This is a genomic window from Oxalobacteraceae bacterium OTU3CAMAD1 (assembly GCA_024123915.1).
Lineage (GTDB): Bacteria > Pseudomonadota > Gammaproteobacteria > Burkholderiales > Burkholderiaceae_D > Rugamonas.
On the sequence record CP099650.1, the window covers coordinates 5234588 to 5253617 of the forward strand.

General features: G+C 66.5%; 11 protein-coding genes and 1 pseudogene. 5 read left to right on the plus strand and 7 right to left on the minus strand.

Features of this window, described 5'->3' with window-relative positions:
* Nucleotides 1–152: 152 nt before the first annotated feature.
* The 3 genes from NHH88_22185 to NHH88_22195 all read right to left on the minus strand — a co-directional run bounded on the left by NHH88_22185 (nt 153) and on the right by NHH88_22195 (nt 2568).
* The gene (locus NHH88_22185; GenBank protein ID USX12388.1) at nt 153–422 is read right to left on the minus strand and encodes a GlsB/YeaQ/YmgE family stress response membrane protein; all 270 of its coding nucleotides are present in this window, start codon (nt 420–422) and stop codon (nt 153–155) included.
* A gap of 49 nt (nt 423–471) precedes the next feature.
* Entirely contained in the window at nt 472–681 is a 210-nt protein-coding gene (locus NHH88_22190) for a hypothetical protein (GenBank protein USX12389.1), read from the minus strand.
* 99 nt (nt 682–780) lie between these two features.
* Nucleotides 781–2568 carry a glycoside hydrolase family 2 gene (locus NHH88_22195; protein ID USX12390.1) on the minus strand — a complete coding sequence of 596 codons (1788 nt, stop codon included), beginning with the start codon at nt 2566–2568 and terminating at the stop codon, nt 781–783.
* 391 nt (nt 2569–2959) lie between these two features.
* On the opposite strand from NHH88_22195, the gene NHH88_22200 reads away from it, so the two are divergent.
* Nucleotides 2960–5587: an NAD(P)-binding protein gene (locus tag NHH88_22200; GenBank protein USX12391.1), complete on the plus strand. Its 2628-nt coding sequence runs from the start codon at nt 2960–2962 to the stop codon at nt 5585–5587.
* Nucleotides 5588–6107: 520 nt separating this feature from the next.
* A complete protein-coding gene (locus tag NHH88_22205; GenBank protein ID USX12392.1) occupies nt 6108–7583 on the plus strand; it encodes an iron-containing redox enzyme family protein in 1476 nt (491 codons plus the stop codon).
* Between the two features lie 36 nt (nt 7584–7619).
* Here the strand turns inward: NHH88_22205 and NHH88_22210 are convergent, their stop codons facing one another.
* The 3 genes from NHH88_22210 to NHH88_22220 form a co-directional block, all read right to left on the minus strand.
* Complete coding sequence (locus tag NHH88_22210; GenBank protein ID USX12393.1) at nt 7620–8609, minus strand: chemotaxis protein CheB; 990 nt, start codon at nt 8607–8609, stop codon at nt 7620–7622.
* Between the two features lie 38 nt (nt 8610–8647).
* Nucleotides 8648–12748: a PAS domain S-box protein gene (locus NHH88_22215; GenBank protein USX12394.1), complete on the minus strand. Its 4101-nt coding sequence runs from the start codon at nt 12746–12748 to the stop codon at nt 8648–8650.
* An 82-nt stretch (nt 12749–12830) separates the two neighbouring features.
* Nucleotides 12831–13031, minus strand: a complete 201-nt coding sequence (locus tag NHH88_22220; protein USX12395.1) for a hypothetical protein — start codon at nt 13029–13031, stop codon at nt 12831–12833.
* A gap of 275 nt (nt 13032–13306) precedes the next feature.
* On the opposite strand from NHH88_22220, the gene NHH88_22225 reads away from it, so the two are divergent.
* From NHH88_22225 to cphA, 3 genes and pseudogenes are all read left to right on the plus strand, one after another.
* Complete coding sequence (locus NHH88_22225; protein USX12396.1) at nt 13307–14218, plus strand: cyanophycinase; 912 nt, start codon at nt 13307–13309, stop codon at nt 14216–14218.
* Nucleotides 14215–14562, plus strand: a pseudogene (locus NHH88_22230) (cyanophycin synthetase). Before NHH88_22225 ends, NHH88_22230 begins: the two are co-directional and overlap by 4 nt.
* Nucleotides 14563–14681: 119 nt before the next feature.
* Nucleotides 14682–16847: a cyanophycin synthetase gene (cphA, locus tag NHH88_22235; GenBank protein USX17400.1), complete on the plus strand. Its 2166-nt coding sequence runs from the start codon at nt 14682–14684 to the stop codon at nt 16845–16847.
* Nucleotides 16848–16896: 49 nt separating this feature from the next.
* Here cphA and NHH88_22240 read toward each other — a convergent pair whose 3' ends face one another.
* Nucleotides 16897–18834, minus strand: a complete 1938-nt coding sequence (locus NHH88_22240; protein USX12397.1) for a PAS domain S-box protein — start codon at nt 18832–18834, stop codon at nt 16897–16899.
* Nucleotides 18835–19030 lie beyond the last annotated feature (196 nt).

Genomic DNA, 19030 nt, shown 5'->3' on the forward strand with positions numbered 1-19030 from the left:
CGCTGTCGGTGACGCATGCATGGCGGATTACGCTTCGCTAATCCGCCCCACGTGTCTCGACGGGGGATTTGAGGGTGTATGTACTTTTCTCGCGCCCAAACGACAACACCGCCATGTCGGCGGTGTTTTCATCCTGCGCGTGACTACGGCTGTTAGCGCGCTCGTCCACGGAAGACGAGGTTGGCAATCGCCAGCAGCACCACTGCGCCGAGGAACGAGACGCCCAGCGAACCGAGACTGAAGTCGCCATCGTTGATGGTGCCCGTGCCCAACAACGGAGCGATCACCAGGCCGCCGAGGAAGGCGCCGACAATACCGACGATCACGTTAAGGAAGATTCCTTGTTGCGCGTCCGTGTTCATGACCTTGCTGGCAATCCAACCCAGCAAACCACCGATAACAATCCATCCGATAAAGTTCATTTTTCTTCTCCCTGACTATTGAATTGAGCGTTTTACACTGAGTGCTTACTTAGTGCTTGCGCGCTTGTTTTTTACCGCCGCCCGCGCCTTTGCCGGTATCGGCTTTGGTGTGGCTTGCGGCATCCTTGCCAGCTTTCGCTTTTGCCGGGCTGCCGGAACTGTTACCGGACTGCTCGGCGGATTGTTTGTTGCCACCGCCCGACTGCTTTTCCTTGGTCATTTTCATCTCCAAATAATCAACGGTTGTGGCGTCTTCCATCGGCATCGCCACTTGCCGCGTCGACAAACGATCCGACCAGTGCATTCTACGACTGACTCAGCCGGACCTTGTCAGCCCACCGCTGCTGTTGACGTAGGACTACGGCGCATCGTGGCTCCGGTCCGGCTCGGGGGCGCTGTTGCGCGTGGCCGCGCTGATCTGCGCCAGCGGCACCTTGGGGCTGCGGTCGGCGTTCAGCAAGCCGTTGGTTTCCTGGAAGGTGTCGGCGAACTGGGTGTAGCAAAAACCGCTGAACATCACCGTCTCGTTGACCACCTTGAGCAAGGTGCGATACCGGTTCAGATAGGTCTCGGCGTCGCCCACGCGCGAATAGCCCCAGGTGTGGTGCGCCGGCGCGTTCGGATCGAAGGCGATGCCGCCGAACTCGGTCAGCACGATCGGCTGGCCCCGGTGCGGGAAGCCGTCCAGGGTCAGGATGCGCCCGCCCGGACGGCGCTGGTCGAACAAGGTGCGCACCGGATCGGTGACGGCGTAGCGCTGCTGCAGCTTCTCCGGATCGGCGTCGTAATCGTGGATGCCCAGGATGTCGGTGGCCGACGCCTCCCAGCCGTCGTTGCCGATCACCGGCCGCGTGGCGTCGAGCATGCGCGTCATGTGGTACAGCGCCTCGACGGCGTTGCGGTGCGCCTGCGTCGACGTCAGGTTAGGCACGCCCCACGATTCATTGAAAGGCACCCACACGATCACGCACGGATGGCTATAGTCGCGTTCGATCGCCTCGGTCCACTCCTTGATCAGCCGCGTCATCGCACGCGGGCTGAAGGCGTACGCCGACGGCATCTCCTCCCACACCAGCAGTCCGAGCTTGTCGGCCCAGTACAGGTAGCGCGGGTCCTCGATCTTCTGGTGCTTGCGCACGCCGTTGAAGCCCATCTCCTTGGCCAGCTCGACGTCGCGGCGCAGCGCCTCGTCGGACGGCGCCGTCATCAGCGTGTCGGGCCAGTAGCCCTGGTCGAGCACCAGCCGCAGCGGATACGGCCGGCCGTTGAGCATGAAGCGGTCGCGGTTGATCGCCACGGAGCGCAGCGCCGTGTACGAGCGCACCGTGTCGAGCACCTCGTCGCCGCAGTACAAGGTCAGCTCCGCGTCCAGCAAGGTCGGCCGTTCCGGGCTCCACAACAAGTCGTTGCGCGAGTCGTCGATGCCCGGGTCCGACAGCACGATCTTGCGGTTGGCCGCCCGCCCCACCAGCAGGTAACGGTCGGCCGCCAGCAGCACGCCGTTGTGCAGCAGCCGCACCGACACCGCCAGGTTGTTGCGGATATCGCCGCCGGCGAGCACCTCGCAGCCCATTTCGAAGCCGTCGAACACCGGCGTCCAGCGCAGCGAGCCGATGTAGGTCGCCGGCAGCGCCTCGATCCACACCGTTTGCCAGATGCCGGTGGTGCGCGGATACCAGATCGAGTGCGGCTCCGGCTGCCAGTCCTGCTTGCCGCGCGGCTTGGCCAGGTCGCCCGGATCGTCCTCGACATGCACGACGATAGTCTGTGTCGGCCCCTCCACCAGCGCGTCGGTGATGTCGGCGTGGAACGGCGTGTGCCCACCCTCGTGCTCCGCCACCAGCACGCCGTTGACCCAGACGCGCGCATGGTAGTCGACGGCGCCGAAATGCAGCATCGTGTGGGCGCCACGCTGATCGAGATCAAACGTGCGTCGGTACCAGCACGCCATGTGGAACGACTCATCGCCGATGCCGCTGGCCTTCGATTCCGGCGCGAACGGCACGTTGATGCGCGCGCTCCAATCGATCGGATCGCCCACGTGGCTGAAGCGCTGCTCGTGGTCGAAGGCGAACTCCCACTCGCCGTTCAAGGACTGCCACGCGTCGCGTACCAGTTGCGGTCTCGGATATTCAAACTGGCTCATGCGCATCCTTTTCGTCGATGCCGCGCCGATTGCGCGGCGAAAAAAGAATGCTAGCAATCTTAGCCGCGCCACGCATTCCAATTCCGCTTGGAAAAGCAAATTCATGGTGAAAATACCGCGATAGTGCAGCTAATTTACAACTGCTTTTCCCAGCGGAATTGAAATGAAAAATCACCCAATCGTTGCTACGATTGGTGACAGATTATTTCTATCGCGATAGCAGCTCCACCGCACAGAAATCGTCGCATCCGTAAGCGATTATTCCAGCCTCGACTTCGCATACAGCCTTTACGTTCAACCTCCGCCGCGATCCATGGAAGCGAACGCTAGCGCTCTTTGCCGGCCAGGCGAGCTAACTATTCACGACCCGCGAGGGCACAGGGAGAACTTCATGAAAACCATCATCGTCTTTTGTCATCTGCGCTGGGACTTCGTCTTTCAGCGCCCGCAACAACTCCTGTCGCGCCTGGCACAACATTACAAAATCGCCTTTGTCGAAGAGCCGGTTTTCCATGAAGGCGAAAGTTTCCTGCAGAGCTCGTCACCCGCGCCCAACATCACCGTTTATCGTCCGCACACGCCGGTTCAGGCGCCCGGCTTCCATGACGACCAGATACCGCTGCTGCAACCGCTGCTGGCCGAGCTCAGCCGTGGTGACGAAGCCCCCATCGTCTGGTTCTACACGCCGATGGCGCTGCCGCTGCTGCCGCCGCTGCACGCCGGCCTGGTGGTCTACGATTGCATGGATGAACTCTCCGCGTTCAAGAACCCGCCCAAGCAACTGCTGCAACGCGAGACGGCGCTGCTCAAGATCGCCGACCTGGTCTTCACCGGGGGCCCCAGTCTGTACGAGGCCAAGCGCGGCCGCCACGACAACGCCCACTGCTTCCCCAGCAGCGTCGACGCCGCCCACTTCCACCAGGCGCTCGACCGTGGCAACGCCCATCCGCTGCACGCGGGCATCCCGGGTCCACGCCTGGGCTACTACGGCGTCATCGATGAGCGCTTCGACGCCCCGCTGCTCGCCGCGCTGGCCGACGCCCATCCGGAGTGGCAACTGGTGATGGTCGGCCCGGTCGTGAAGATCGATCCAGCGTCGCTGCCGCAACGGCAAAACATCCACTACCTGGGCCAGCAGTCGTACCAGGACCTGCCGCGCTTCCTGGCCGGCTGGGATGTGTGCCTGCTGCCGTTCGCGCTCAACGAGGCGACCCGCTACATCAGCCCGACCAAGGTGCTGGAATACATGGCGGCCGAACTGCCGGCCGTCAGCACCGCCATCAAGGATGTCGAAGATCCCTATAGCGACATCGTCTGGGTGGCGCACAGCCACGCGGAATTCATCGAATCTTGCGAGGCGGCGCTGGCGATGACGCCCGTGCTGCGCTCGGCCCTGAACGAGAAGATGCGTGCCGTGGTCGACAAAACCTCGTGGGAAGCGACCGCCGACGCCATGCGCACGCTGCTGGCCAACACGCCGCCGTCCGGCAAAGGCGCCAAGCTGAGCCAGCAGGACGGCACGCGCGTCGCCGCTGCCGCCGAGGTGGCGGCCGGCAGCGCCGTCGTCAATCCGATGCGCCAGGCGTCGGCCGCGCAACGCACCGGCTGCCTGATCCTCGGCGCCGGCCCGACCGGCCTGTCGGCGGCCTACCACCTCGGCGCCGACACCGTGCTGCTGGAGCGTAACGCCACCGTCGGCGGCTGGTGCCGCTCGATCCAGGACCAGGGCTTCACCTTCGACTACGCCGGTCACATCATGTTCTCCAACGACCCGTATGTGCTCAAACTGTATGACATCCTGCTCGGCGACAACCAGCACTGGCAGATGCGCGAGGCCTGGGTCTACAGCAAGCAGGTGTTCACCCGCTATCCGTTCCAGGGCGCGCTGTACGGCCTGCCGCCGGCCGTCATCAAGGAATGCATCGTCGGCGCCATCGAATCGCGCTACGGGCTGACTGAGAAGGCGGAAAGCTGCGCCAGCGCCGATGTCGAGGATTGCTGCGCCGACGGCACCGCCGATGTCGCCAACAGCAGCGCCAGCGCGATGTCGACCGCCGCCAAGGGCGAGGACTTCGAACACTTTATCTACCGCGTCTGGGGCGCAGGCATCGCGCGCCACTTTGCCATCCCGTACAACAAGAAATTGTGGACGGTGCCGCTGAAGGAAATGGAAACCTCGTGGCTGGGCGGACGCGTGCCGCTGCCGGACCTGAACCAGATCATCGAGGGCGCGCTGGAGCCGGTCGCCAAGCCGATGGGACCGAACGCCCGCTTCGGCTACCCCAAGCGCGGCGGCTTCCAGGCGCTGGTCTCGGGCTTCCTGCCGCACATACGCGGCAAGATCGAGCTCAACGCGGACGCGGTGTGCGTCCTGCCGGACGAGCACACGGTGGTGCTGGCCGACGGCCGCCGTCTGCAATATGAGCAGTTGATCAGCACCATGCCGCTGCCGGAATTGGTGCGGCTGGTCGGCAACGCGGCGCCGCCGGAGGTCCGGCGGGCGGCGGATGGACTGAAACATATCTCGATTCGCTGCGTCAACATTGGCATTGCCCGCACGGATGTCACCGACAAGCATTGGATCTACTATCCGGAGGACAGCATCTTCCACCGTATCTTCGTGCAGGGCAACGCCAGCCCCGAATGCAACGCGCCCGGGGGATTCGGTTTCACCTGCGAAATCTCGTATTCACCGTGGAAACCTTTGCCGCTGGATGGCGAGGAGCTGATCGAGCGGTGCATCCAGGACTGCATCAAGGTCGGCATGATGCGCGAGGATGACCGGGTGATCACGGCCAACCAGGTCGACATGCCGTATGCGTATGTGGTGTACGACCATGCGCGGGCGGAGAATGTGGCCACGGTGCGAGCTTGGATGGAACAGCACGATATCGTGTTGGCCGGACGTTATAGCGAGTGGGAGTATTACAACTCGGATCACGCCTTCCTAGCGGGGAAAAAAGCGGCCGAGCGGGTGCAGGCCAACCGGGGTGAAAGCGCCAAGACGGCCGAGTCGTAATCACGGAAGCACGTAGGGCGGATTAGGCGGCACGCCGTAATCGGCCAAGTATGCGCGATCGGCGACGCATGCATGGCCGATTACGCTGCGCTAATCCGCCCTACGTGTCTCCACGATTTTTCGTCGGCGCCGGCCGTCGGCACCGGCGGCGTTTCCACGGTTTTTCGTCGGCGCCGGCCATCGGCGGCGGCGTCGCCACGGTTTTTCGTCGGAGTCGGCCATCGGCGGCGTCGCCATGGTTTTTCGTCGGCGCCGGCCATCGGGGGGCGGCGTCGCCACGGTTTTTTGTCGGCGCCGGCCGTTGACGGCGGCATCGCCACGGTTCCACGTAGGGCGGATTAGGCGGAACGCCGTAATCGGCCATTTGAAAGCCGCCCGGGGCCCCAATGCAAACCAGCAATGTAAGCTCTGTCTTACACAAACACAGGGGAACGCCCCTTGGGCGCGTCCCCTGCTGCTGGGATAATCTACCGACTATATAGACGAGCTTGATGCCGTCTCACTTTTTCGGAAGAACATCATGTCCCTACTCGCCCAGGCATTGCCAGACAGCATCGCCACTAAAAGCAACACCAGCGCCGCACCCGTCCCCAGCGCCGTCTACCGCGCTCTGTCGCCCGGCGTACCTGTCGGCAACGACCGCGCAATGGCCCGCACCTTCCTGGAACAGCAGCTGCAGCAAGCCCGCCTGCTCAGCTCCGACCTGCCCGACAACACGGCGGACATGGAAACCTGGATCACCGAACGCTCCGAAGCGATCGGCGCCGAATACAACGCCTACCTCAAGCAACGCCGCGACGGCGCCCCTCGCCGCTACTTCAGCACCAAGGCACACGCGCTGTTCTTCCTCAAGCACGTGGCCCCGACCAAGCTGGTCGATGGCGCCTGGCTGTACGGCGTACTCGAACGCTGGGACGACCCCGACTTCCGCCCGCTGATCCAAACCTACCTGGAAGAACTGGGCGACGGCGTGCCGGACAAAAACCACGTCGTGCTGTACAAAAAACTGCTGGCCAGCCACGGCTGCGACCAGTGGCAGGATGTCGAGGAAACCCACTTCGTGCAAGGCGCGATCCAGCTCGCGCTGGCCTACGACGCCGAACACTTCCTGCCGGAGATCATCGGCTACAACCTCGGCTACGAACAGCTGCCGCTGCACCTGTTGATCACCGCCTACGAGTTGAACGAGCTCGGCATCGATCCCTACTACTTCACCTTGCACATCACCGTCGACAACGGCGGCACCGGCCACGCGTTCAAGGCTGTGCAGGCACTGCAACAATTGCTGCCACGCTGCGGCGACACGGCCGCCTTCCTGCGCCGCGTGCAGGACGGCTACCGCCTCAACGACCTGGGCGCCAGCACCAATTCCGTCATCGCCGAGTTCGACCTGGAGGCCGAGCTGGTGCACATCATGGCGGCGAAAAGTGTCGTCGGCAAGAACATGCATTCCGACTATTGCCGCGTGGGCGGCCGTGGCATCAACGACTGGCTGTCCGATCCAAAACAGATTCCGGCCATGCTGGGCGAACTGGAAAAAGCCGGCTGGATCCAGCGCGGCCAACCGGCCGACAACAGCCGCTTCTGGCGCCTGATCCAGAGCGAGCGCGCCGAGATGTTCGGCGTCTTCAGCGCCTACGAGCAACAAATCCTGAGCGACTGGATCGCCACCGCGCCTGGTGAGTCTGACACCCCTGCGGTGCCAGCGGCCCGCACGCCGAGCTTCCGCGCCCGCCAGCGCGCGCTCGACACGCTGGGCCTGCATCACAGCCCGCGCAGCGGCCCGATGCGTGGCGTAATTCGCCATCACCCCACCGACACTAGCGCCAACGACGACGAGGCCATCGGCGAACTGCGCCAACTCGAATTGCAAGTCGCATCAATGGGCAACAAGCAGGCGGCGATGCGCCTGCTGCAATCTTTGATGACGCCGGCGCGCCACCACAGCGCCGTCGGTCTGATGGCAACCCGCCTGTTCCGCCAGTTGATCGATTGATCGATTGATCGATTGCTCGACGGATCGACTGATCCGCTACTTGCCGCCGGTCAGCAGCGCGCGCAGGGCTTCGGCTTCCGCGCGCGCCTGTTGCGCCAGCGCTACGTAGCCTGGTTCCGGCACCAGACTGCGCGCGGAAAACTCGGCGGCCAGTTGCTCGGCCAGGCTCTCCTTCTCCTGCACCGCCCGCAAGGCTTTCGACAAGGCCGCCTCGATGGCCTCCTCTTGTTCCCGAAGCAAACTGAGCAACGTGTAACTGTGGCCGGTATGGCAGCGGAAACGGCACAACTGCGCATTATTCAGCGAAAACAGGCTGCCGCCGCATTCCGGACAGGTATAGGGCGACGGCGTGGCGATACGCTTGAGCTGCTTCATTTCGCCGCCGCCGGACGCGAACCGGTTTTCCACCGTCAGCCACTCCGGCGCTTCCGCCGCGCCGTTCACCACGCGCTCCGACAGCCCTGCGGCCCACTCGACCAGCGCGCCGGCGATGCCGGCCAGCGGCAGGCACCGGTCCACTTCAACCTGCTCAAGGGCGTGGCGCGGCATGTCCGACGCGCTGGCATCGGCGGGGTCCTGCACGATGGCGGTCCCGCCGCACGTCTTGATTGCCGCCAAGCCGGCCACGCCGTCGTCGAGGAAACCGGTCAGTATCACGCCGGCGGCGCCCCCGGCGTAAGCGATCGCGGCAGAACGGAACAGCGGGTCGATCGCCGGCCGCGAATGGTTTTCCCGAGGGCCGTGCACCAGCACGGCGCGCACAGCATCGCCGTCGCGCTCGACCATCAGATGGCGGCCAGGCTGAGCGACCAACACCATGCCTGGTGCCAGCGCTTCGCCGTCGGCGGCGTGGCGCACCGGCAAGGCGCAACTACGTGCCAGGATGCTCGGCAGCACACTGGGATGGTCGCCGATATGCATCACAATCAGTATTGGCGCGGGAAAGTCGCCCGGCAGTCCCGCCAGAATCTCCGTCAATGCCGCCACGCCCCCGGCGGAAGCGCCCACCACAACCACTCCGTTCATCGTTTCCCTTCCGGCGCGCCACGCGCCCGCCGATTTTATCAAGTACCCGTGTTTTTCTCCAACAGCTGCGCGACCTTGCGCGACAGCTCCGTCATGTCCACCGGCTTGCCCACATGGGCCGAAAAGCCGGCGTCGAGCGCGCGTTCGACATCCTGGCGGCGCGCCATGCCGGTGATGGCCAGTGCCGGCACGTCCTGGTAGTCCGGATGGGAGCGCAATTCCCGGATGAAGGCGGTACCCTCCATCTCCGGCATGTCGAGGTCCGACATGACCAGGTCGAAACGCTGCTCCGATAGCAACTTGAGCGCCTCCAGCGGCGAGGCGCAAGCCGTCACCACCGCGCCCTCCAGCTCGAGCAGCATGGTGAACACCTCCAGGCCGTCGGCGCTGTCGTCGACCACCAGCAGGCGCGCGCCCTCGAGCACGCGCGACGGCGGCGCCGCGTCGTCGGCGCGCGGCCCGGCGCCCAGCGCGCGCGGCAGGTACACGGTGAACGCCGCGCCCTGCCCCACGCCGGCCGACTCAGCCGTGACCCGGCCGCCGTGCAGCTTGACGATCTCGTGCACCAGCGCCAGGCCGATGCCCAGGCCGACGCCGCCGCGCATGGGGTTGGCGGTGCCCTGCTTGAAGATGTCGAAGATGGTCGGCAACACGTCGGCGCGGATGCCCTGGCCGGTGTCTCGCACGCACAGGCGAATCTCGCGCTCGTCATGCTCGAGCGTCACCGTGACGGTGCCGCCGGGCGGCGTGAACTTGATGGCGTTGCTGATCAGATTCCACACCACCTGTTCCAGCCGTACCTCGTCGGCGTGCACCGGCAACGCCTGCTCGGGCATGCGCACCACGACTTGGGGCGCGTTGGGCGTGCCGCCGGTCACCTCGACGATGTTGCCCACCAGCGCGCGGAAGTCCAGGTCGCGCCGGTCCAGCTCCATCTTACCAGTCGACACGCGCGACAGGTCGAGCAAATCGTTGATGATCTTGGCCTGGCTGATGGTCGACGAGCGGATCGCGCTGACGGCCTTGTGGGCGGCCGGTTCGGCGCGCACCGTCGGCAGGCGCAGCAGCACATCGGCGTGCATGTGGATCAGGTTGAGCGGATGCTTCAGTTCATGCGACATGATGGCCAGGAACTGGTCCTTCTGCTCATTGTCGCGCTGCGCCTGGGTGCTGCGGCTGCGCTCGCGCGAGAGCTGTTCGGCGCGGCTCTTCTCGGCCTCCTGGCGTCCGGTCAGGTCGCGGCCGATCTTGGCGTAGCCGGTCAGCTCGCCACCGCTTCCGCGCAGCGGCGTGAGCACGCCGCTGCAATAAAAGCGGCTGCCGTCCTTGCGCAGGTGCCAGCGCTCGTCCTCGGCGCGGCCTTCCGCGCGCGCGCGGCGCTGCTCGTCGGCCGCCGCCCCCGCCGCCCGGTCCTCGGGCACGAAGATGAGTTCGTACGGGCGGCCGATGATCTCGGCCTCGGCGTAGCCGAAGATGCGCTCGGCGCCGCTGTTGAAACTGGTGATCGTGGCGTCGAGGTCGACCGTGAGGATGATGTAATCCTGGGTGCTGGCCGCCACCAGGCGCATGCGTTCCTCGCTGGCGCGCACGCGCTCCTCGGCGCGGCGGCGCTTGGTGATATCGATAAAGGTCAGCACCGCGCCGTCGATCTGGTCCAGCCCGGTCCGATACGGCAGCAGGCGGGCGATGAACCAGCGTCCGTCGTCGCTGGCGACCTCGCGCTCGACCGGGCGCAGCGACTCGAACGTGGCCGCCGCGTCCTGCGACAGCTCCGGATAGGTCAGCTTGTGCGTGATGTCGTGCAACGGCCGGCCGACGTCGCTGGCGATCAGGTTGAACAAATCGCAGGCGTGCGGCGTGTAGCGCTTGATGCGCATGCCGCGGTCGACAAAGATGGTGGCCAGGTCGGTCGAGGCGATCAGGTTTTGCAGGTCGTCGTTGACCTTGCCCGTCTCCTCGACCTTGCTCTTGAGCTCGAAATTGACGGTGATCAGTTCCTCGTTAACCGACTGCAATTCCTCCTTGCTGGTCTCCAGTTCCTCGGTGGCCGAGCGCAGCTCCTCGTTGATTGCCTGCAATTCCTCGTTGGCCGCCTTCAACTCCTCGTTCGACGTTTCCGAGTTTTCTATGGTGTCCTGCAACTGCTGCCGGGTGCGCTGCAACTCCTGTTCCAGGCTCGACAGGACTGTGTCCTGCGCCGGCTCGTGCGGGATGCCGCCGGCCTGCTCGTCGGTGGTCTGCTCGACCTTGTGGAACAGCACCAGGATGAAATCGGTGGCGGTGTTGGCGTCGTAGAACGGGCGCGCCATCATGTTGACGTAAAACACCCGGTCGCCGCGCTCGAAGCGCACGCTGCGCGTCTCCACGCTCTTGCCGCTCTGCGCCGCCTGGAACAGCGCGGCGCGCAGCTCCAGCCGCAGCTCCGGCTCGGCCAGCGCGACCAGGTTGCGCGACGGCTCGCCGGCGACGTGTCGCAGGAACTGCGCCGTGCCCTCGGACATGTGGACGATATTCGACTGCTGGTCGACCAGCACGCTCGGCGGCGCGTACTCGGCCAGCACGCGCTGGTGCACGCTGGCGAACGACGGCTTGTCGCCGTGCGGACGTTCCGGGTACGGCACGGCGGCGGTGGCCGCCATCGGCGCCATCATCGGGATGGCCGAGCGCGGCAGGCGCGACGTCGGACGGGCGCGATAGATGCGGTTTTTCTTGTCGACCGGCACGAAGAAATCGGCCACCATGTCGGCCGACTCGGAGCCGCCGAGGAACAGGTAGCCGCCCGGGTTGAGTGCGAAATGAAACATCTCGAGCACCTGGGCGTGGGTATCGCGGTTCAGGTAGATCAACAGGTTGCGGCAGCTGATCAGGTCGATCTTGGAGAACGGCGGATCGCGCAGCAGGTTCTGGCTGGCGAACAGGATCTTGTCGCGCACCGACTTCTTGATCCGGTAGCGGCCGTCCTCCTTGTTGAAATGCTCGGCCAGCCGCGCCGCGGACACGTCGCGTGCAATGGCCGCGTTGTACAGGCCGGCGCGGGCGAAGGCGATGGCGCGCTCATCGATGTCCGAGCCGAACAGCTGAAAGTCGGCGCCGCTGGCGCTCTTGGCCGCGTGCTCGGTCAGCAGCATGCCCAGCGAATAGGTCTCCTCGCCGGTCGAGCAGCCCACGCTCCAGACGCGCAGCGCCTGGCCGTCCGGGACGTCGGCGAACAACTTCGGTACGATGTCGCGCTCGATGCTCTCGAAGGCCTCGGTGTCGCGGAAAAACTGGGTCACGCCGATCAGCATGTCACGCAACAGCGCGTCGCTCTCGGCGCGGTCGTCGCGCAGCAGGTCGCGGTACTGCGCCAGCGACGGCCTTTCCCGCACCTGCAGGCGCCGCTCGATGCGGCGCAGCACGGTGGCGCGCTTGTACTTGGCGAAGTCGTGCCCGGTGCGCGCGCGCAGGATGGCGATGATATCGCGCAGCACTTCCTCGTCCTCGGCCGGCAGCGCGCTGTCGTTCGACTCGACGAACGGCTTGCCCTTGGGCAGCGGCAAGCTGATGCGGCGCGCGTTGTCCCACACGGCCGCCAGCTTGCGCGGCATCTCGGCCACCGGCAGCACGAAGTCGACCACGCCCGAGTCGATCGCCGCGCGCGGCATGCCGGCGAACTCGGCCTCGTCCGGGTTTTGCACCAGCACCACGCCGCCGTGGTCCTTGAGCGCGACCAGGCCGGACGCGCCGTCGCTGCCGGTGCCCGACAACACCACGCCGAACGCGCGCGACCCGTGCGCCGCCGCCAGGGTGCGGAAGAAGGTGTCGACCGCCACCGGCCAGCCGGCGCCGGCGGCGCGCTCGCGCACCCGCAGGTAGCCGTCGATCATCTCCAGTTGCCGGTTCGGCGGGATCGCATAGACCGTGTCCGGCTCGATATGGGTCGGCCCGTTGACCTCGATCAATGGTATCGGCGCCCACTTTTGCAGTAGCGCGGCGGCGTCGCTCTCGTGGGTGGGCGACAGATGCATGATCACGACATACGACATCGACATGTCGGGCGTGACGTGGCGAAAGAATTCTTGCAAGGCCGACAGTCCCCCCGCCGAGGCGCCGATGCCGACGATCGGGAAATCCTGGATGCTGGGGAGGGCTTGATTCATTGGGGTCCTGACGGCGGGTACGGAACGGGATATGGGCGCGGCCGCGCGGCCGCGCTATGACTGAGACCGGGGGAGAACCCGCTCAGGACCCGCGCTCGCGCGCGCCACGGCGGCGCTCTGGACTGGCCAACACCCGCTTGATGATCGCCTGATCGACCGCCTGTTCCATCAGGTAAATTTTGGCGCTGGGATAGCCGAGCGCGTCCTTATAGGACAAGCCCAGCTCGATAATACTGGCCAGCGCCTCATTCTTGCGGCGGCACTCGGTGGAGTGATCACTCATACGGACCCGAAGGAATTGAATCAATGAAATCTCATGGTAAACCACTTTTTACAACGATGCCAACTAAGAAACGAAGCGAATCCGGGCCGAGCTCATCAATACGGCACCGGCGCCGCGCCGTTTCGAGCGGACCGAAGTAAGCATTGGCTTACACCGGCACAGGGCGAACCGCCCTACCGGCACGCCGCGCTCCCTGCGACACTTCCTCAGCTGCTTGCCATTGTGCTTGCCATTCATTCATTTCCGTACAACGAATTATAGACAGCGAGACATCCATGCCACACACACCACATGCCACCGGCGCCCTGATGATCATCGGCGGCGGGGAAGACCGTACCGACAACAAGGACATCCTGGCCCGCTTCATGGCGCTGGCCGGCGGTCCCGAGCGCCCGCTGGTGGTGCTGACGGCCGCCAGCAAGATCCCCGAGGACGTCTGGGAAATGTACCGCGGCGCGCTGCACGACCTGGGCGCGCGCAACGTGCGCCACGTGCCCATCGGCGACCGCGTCGACGCCGACAACGCTGCCAATGCCGACATCGTCGCCGGCGCCGGCGGCATCTTCATGACCGGCGGCGACCAGAAGCGGCTGGTCGCCCACATTGGCGGCACCGCCGTCGAGCAGGCCATGCGCGACGCCCACATCCTGCGCGGCGCCTGCATCGCCGGCACCAGCGCCGGCGCCTCGGCCATGTGCACCCACATGCTGGCCGAAGGCAAGGCCGAGCTGGCGCCTGAAAAGGGCGCGGTGCGCCTCGGCGCCGGCCTCGGCTTCGTGCACCGGGTCGTGGTCGACCAGCATTTTTCGCAACGCCAGCGCATCCACCGGCTGCTCAGCGTGGTCGCGCAAAGCCCGTTCCTGCTCGGCGCCGGCATCGACGAGGACACCGCGCTGGTCGTGCACGGCCGCGCCGGCTTTGAAATCATGGGCGAAGGCACGGTCACGGTGCTCGACTGCCGCACCGCCAAGACCAACATCGCCGACCTGCGCGCCGGCGCCGTGCCGACCCTGGTGGGCGTGGGCCTGCACCTGCTGCCCTCGGGCACGGCCTTCGCGGCTCCGCCCGACCCTGCGGCGCCGCACAGCGCCGCCCCGCGCGGCCAACTGCCCGACGATGCCGTAACGGCCCCGCGCGCGCTGGCCGATTTCCTCGACTTCCTCACCGATCGGAATGACGAATCATGAACATCCTCGAACAACGCGTGCTGCGCGGTCCCAACCTGTATTCGACGCATCCCTGCATCCTCACCGTGCTCGATTTACAACACCTGCGCGACCTGCGCACCAGCGACATCCCCGGCTTCAACCAGCGCCTGCTCGAGATCTTGCCGTCGCTGCAAGAAGACCGCTGCTCGGCCGGACAGTACGGCGGGTTCGCGCGGGCGCTGCACGAAGGCACCAACCTGGCCCACGTGGTCGAACACGTCGCGCTCGCGCTGCAATGCCTGGCCGGCACCCCGGTCAATGCCGGCCGCACCCATGAGGCCGGCCAAGCCGACGGACGCTACCGGGTTGTCTGCGAATACGAACTCGAGCAGGTCGGCGTCGACGCGGTCGAGCTGGCCATCGCGCTGGTGCGCGCGCTGGCCGGGGCGGTCCGCTGGAGGACGGCCTGGCCGCGCTGCGCGAGACGGCGCGGCGCCAGGCCATCGGCACCAGCACCGGCGCCATCCTCAAGGCGGCGACCCGGCAAGGCATTCCGTCCAGCCGGCTCACGCCGGAGGCCAACCTGTTCGTGCTCGGCTGGGGCGCCCAGCAAAAGCGCCTGCAGGCCAGCATCACCGGCGACAGCGGACATATCGCCGTCGGCATCGCCTCGAACAAGGAGCTCACCAAGGCGCTGCTGCGCGAGGCCGGCGTGCCGGTGCCCGAGGGCACGACGGTGCGCTCGCTCGAGCAGGCCCGGCGCGCGGCCCTGTCACTGGGCGGCCTGGTCACCATCAAGCCGCTCGACGGCAACCACGGGCGCGGCGTCACCACCCGCTGCGGCACGCCGGACGAGGTGGCGCTGGGGTTCGAGCGCGCGCGCGAGCACGGCCGCACCATCATCGTCGAACGGTACATCCGGGGGGACGACTACCGCGTGCTGGTGGCCGGCGAGCGCGTGGTGGCGGCCGCGCTGCGGCGCCCGGCCGCCGTCACCGGCGACGGCGTATCGACCGTGCGCGAACTGGTCGAACGGGAAAACGCCAATCCCGCGCGCGGCGACGGCCACAGCAATATCCTGACCCGCATCCCGCTCGACGGCCACGCCGAGACCACCTTGGCCGAACAGGGTCTGGCACTCGACAGCGTGGCGGCGGACGGACGGCGCGTGCTGTTGCGCGGCAACGCCAACTTGTCGAGCGGCGGCACCGCCGAGGACGTGACGGACCGGTTGCCGCCGCAGACGCTGGCCATGTGCGTGCGCGCGGTGCGCAAGATCGACCTGGACGTCGCCGGCATCGACCTGGTGTGCGAGGACATCGGCGTGCCGCTTGACGGCAGGAACGGCGCGGTGATCGAAATCAACGCCGCGCCCGGCCTGCGCATGCACGAATATCCGAGCGCCGGCACGCCGCGCGACGCCGGCGCGGCCATCGTCGAATCGATGTTCGGCGCCGGCGACGGCCGCATTCCGGTGATCGCCGTCACCGGCACCAACGGCAAGACCACCACCACGTTGATGATCGAGCACACCTTGCGCCAGGCCGGCATCGGCACCGGCTGCACCACCAGCGAGGGCGTGTTCATCAATGGCGAAGCCATCACCCGGGGCGACTGCAGCGGCTACTGGTCGGCGCGCTCGGTGCTGGCCGCGCCGGAGGTCGAGTTCGCGGTGCTGGAGACGGCGCGCGGCGGCATCCTCAAGCGCGGGCTGGCGTTCGACCGCTGCGACGTCGCGGTGCTGCTCAACATCAGCGACGACCATCTGGGGCTGGACGGGATCGACAACATCGACGACCTGGCGCGGGTCAAGGCGGTGGTGGCGCGTGCCGCCTCGTGCGCGGTGGTGTTGAATGCCGAGGACGAGCGCTGCGTGGCCGTCGGCGCCGGACTCGACCCCGAGGTCGAGGTGATTTATTTCAGCTGCGAGGCCGGCCACCCTGTCCTGGTCGCCCACCTGGCGCGCGGCGGGCGCGCCGCCTGGATCGAGCGCGGCGCCGTCATGCTGGCCGACGGCAAGGCGCGCCAACGGCTGCTGGAAGCCAGGGCCATCCCGGCCGCGCTGGACGGGCGCGCGCGCCACAACCTCGCCAACGCGCTGGCGGCGGCCGCCGCGCTGATGGCCAGCGACCTGGTGCCGGCGATGATAGTCGCCGGCCTGCGCTCGTTCGTCTCGGACGCGCGCCGCAATCCGATGCGCACCAACGTCTACGAGGTTGGCGGCGTGCAGGTGATCGTCGACTACGCGCACAATCCGGCCGCCTTCGCCGCGCTGGCTGACACGGCCAGGGCCATGACGTCCGGCCGCACGGTGGCGGTGGCAACCTCGCCAGGCGACCGCCGCGACGAGGATTTCCGGCGCATCGGCCAGACCTGCGAGGCCGGCTTCGACCAGGCCATTTTCTACGAATGGAACAGCGAGCATCGCGGCCGCGAGCCCGGCCAGCGGGCCGCGCTGATGCACGCGGCGGCCAGCGCCGCCCGGGGCGGACCGCACGGCGTGCTGGTGGAGCTGGACCCCGCCGCCGCGCTGCGCGCCGGCCTGGCGCTGTGCCGGCCGGGCGACGTGTTGCTGTACGCCTGCGGCTCGTCGGTGGCCGAGCTGGTCGACGCGCTGCGGCCGGTCGATCCCGCCAGCGCCGAGCGCATCGGCGAAATGCTGGCCTGACGCCGCAGTGATCCTCCGGGGTCAGGTCCTCCATTGCTACACGGGCTGATCAGGGACCGCCCACCTTGTCGGCGTGGGCGGACTTCAGAATCTTGATCAGGTCGCTGAGCCGGTAAGGCTTGGGAATCAGGTCGAAGCTATCCAGCTCGGAACCCTGGTCCTGCAGGCTGGACCGGGTATAGCCCGAGGCCAGTATCACCTTCATATTCGGGAACTCGCGGCGCGCGATCTGCGCCAGTTCGATCCCGCCGATACCGGGCATCACCACGTCGGTGAACAGGATGGCGATGTCGCCGCCGCCGCGCAAGGTTTCCAGCGCCTCGACGCCGTTGTTGGCCGACAAAACCTCGTAGCCGAGATGGCTGAACAGCGCCACCGCCGTTTCCAGCACGTCCGGCTGGTCGTCGACCAGCAGCACCTTTTCCGCTTTGCTGTGCCCGTTACTGGCGTGTTCGCCATTGGCATCGACGATGGCCGGGAAATACAACGCCACCGTGGTGCCCTCGCCCACCACCGACGAGATCGCCAAGTCGCCCTGGCATTGCTGCGCCAGCCCGTACACCTGGCTCAGGCCCAGCCCCGTGCCCTTGCCCACGGCCTTGGTCGTGAAGAACGGCTCGACGGCGCGCGCCAGCGTCTCCGGCGGCATGCCCATGCCCGTGTCCGAGACGGCCACCCGGACGTAGCTGCCGGCCGCCAATTGCCCCACCTCGCCGGCGGCCAGCGCCACCGTGCCGACGGCGACCGTCACCTCGCCATCGCCGGGCACGGCGTCGCGCGCGTTGACGACCAGGTTGAGCAAGGCCGCCTCGAACTGGGTCGGGTCGATCAGCACGTTGGGCAGGTCCGGCGCCACCTGCATGCGCAGCCGCATGCGGCTGGGCACGGCGCGGTGCAGCACCGCGTCGAACGAGCGGATCACGCGGCCGACGTCGTGCGCCTCGCGCCGCAGCGGCTGCTGCCGCGCGAACGCCAGCAACTGCTGGGTCAACGCCGCTCCGCGCTGCGCCGCCCGCTCCATCGCGTCCATGGCGCGGCCTTGCGTGGTGCGGTCGGCCACGGTGCGCAGGAGGTCGAGCCCGTTCATGACGACGTTGAGCAGATTGTTGAAGTCGTGCGCGATGCCGCCGGTGAGCTTGCCGATCGCCTCCAGTTTCTGCGATTGCAGCAGCGATTCGCGCGTGCGTTCGAGCTGCTCGGCGGCCAGCCGGCGCTCGGTGATATCGCGCGTCACCTTGGCGAAGCCGAGCAACTTGCCGCCGGCGTCGTGGATGGGATCGATCACCACGTTGGCCCAGAAGCGGGTGCCGTCCTTGCGCACGCGCCAGCCCTCGCGCTCGAACCGGCCCTCGGTCAGCGCCGTGCTCAGCGCCACGGCCGGCGCCTCGGCGGCCTGGTCCTCCGGTGTGTAGAACATCGCGAAACTGTGGCCGACCACCTCGTCCGCCTCATAGCCCTTGATGCGCCGCGCGCCCTCGTTCCAGTTGGTCACCACGCCCTCGGGCGACAACATGTAGATCGCGTAATCGGTCACGCCCTGCACCAGCAGCCGGAAGCGCTCCTCGCTGGCGTGCAGTTCGTCCTGCGCGGCGCGCTGGGCCGTGATGTCGCGCGTGATCTTGGTAAAGCCGAGCAACCCGCCGGCCTCGTCCCAGATCGGATCGAGCACCACGCTGGCCAGGAAGCGGGTGCCGTCCTGGCGCACGCGCCAGCCCTCGTCTTCGAACTTGCCGGTGGTCCTGGCCTGCTCCAGCGCCAGGGCGGGCCGGCCGCGCGCCTGCTCCTCGGCCGTGTAGAAGACGGAAAAATGGCGGCCGACGATCTCGTCCTCTCGATACCCCTTGAAGCGCTGGGCGCCGGCGTTCCAGGTGATCACCACCCCTTCGGGCGAGAGCGTGTAGATCGCGTAGTCGGTGACGCTGACGATGAAATGGCGAAAACGCTCGGCTTCGAGCGCCTGCGCGGTCAACGGGTTTTCTTGCTGCATGACGCTTCCTCGTGACACGAAACAGTCGTGTACTCTCATTCCGAATTCTAAAGGAGCGGCAGGGAAACGTTGCTGAGCAAGTTGTCAATCGTCCGTCCAGGACAAGGTGTCACTTGCAAGCACAGAGCTAGTCAATGCGTCCCGGCCGCTTGGCGGCATGCGGCTTCGATGTTGTTATTCAACACAAATGCCCATC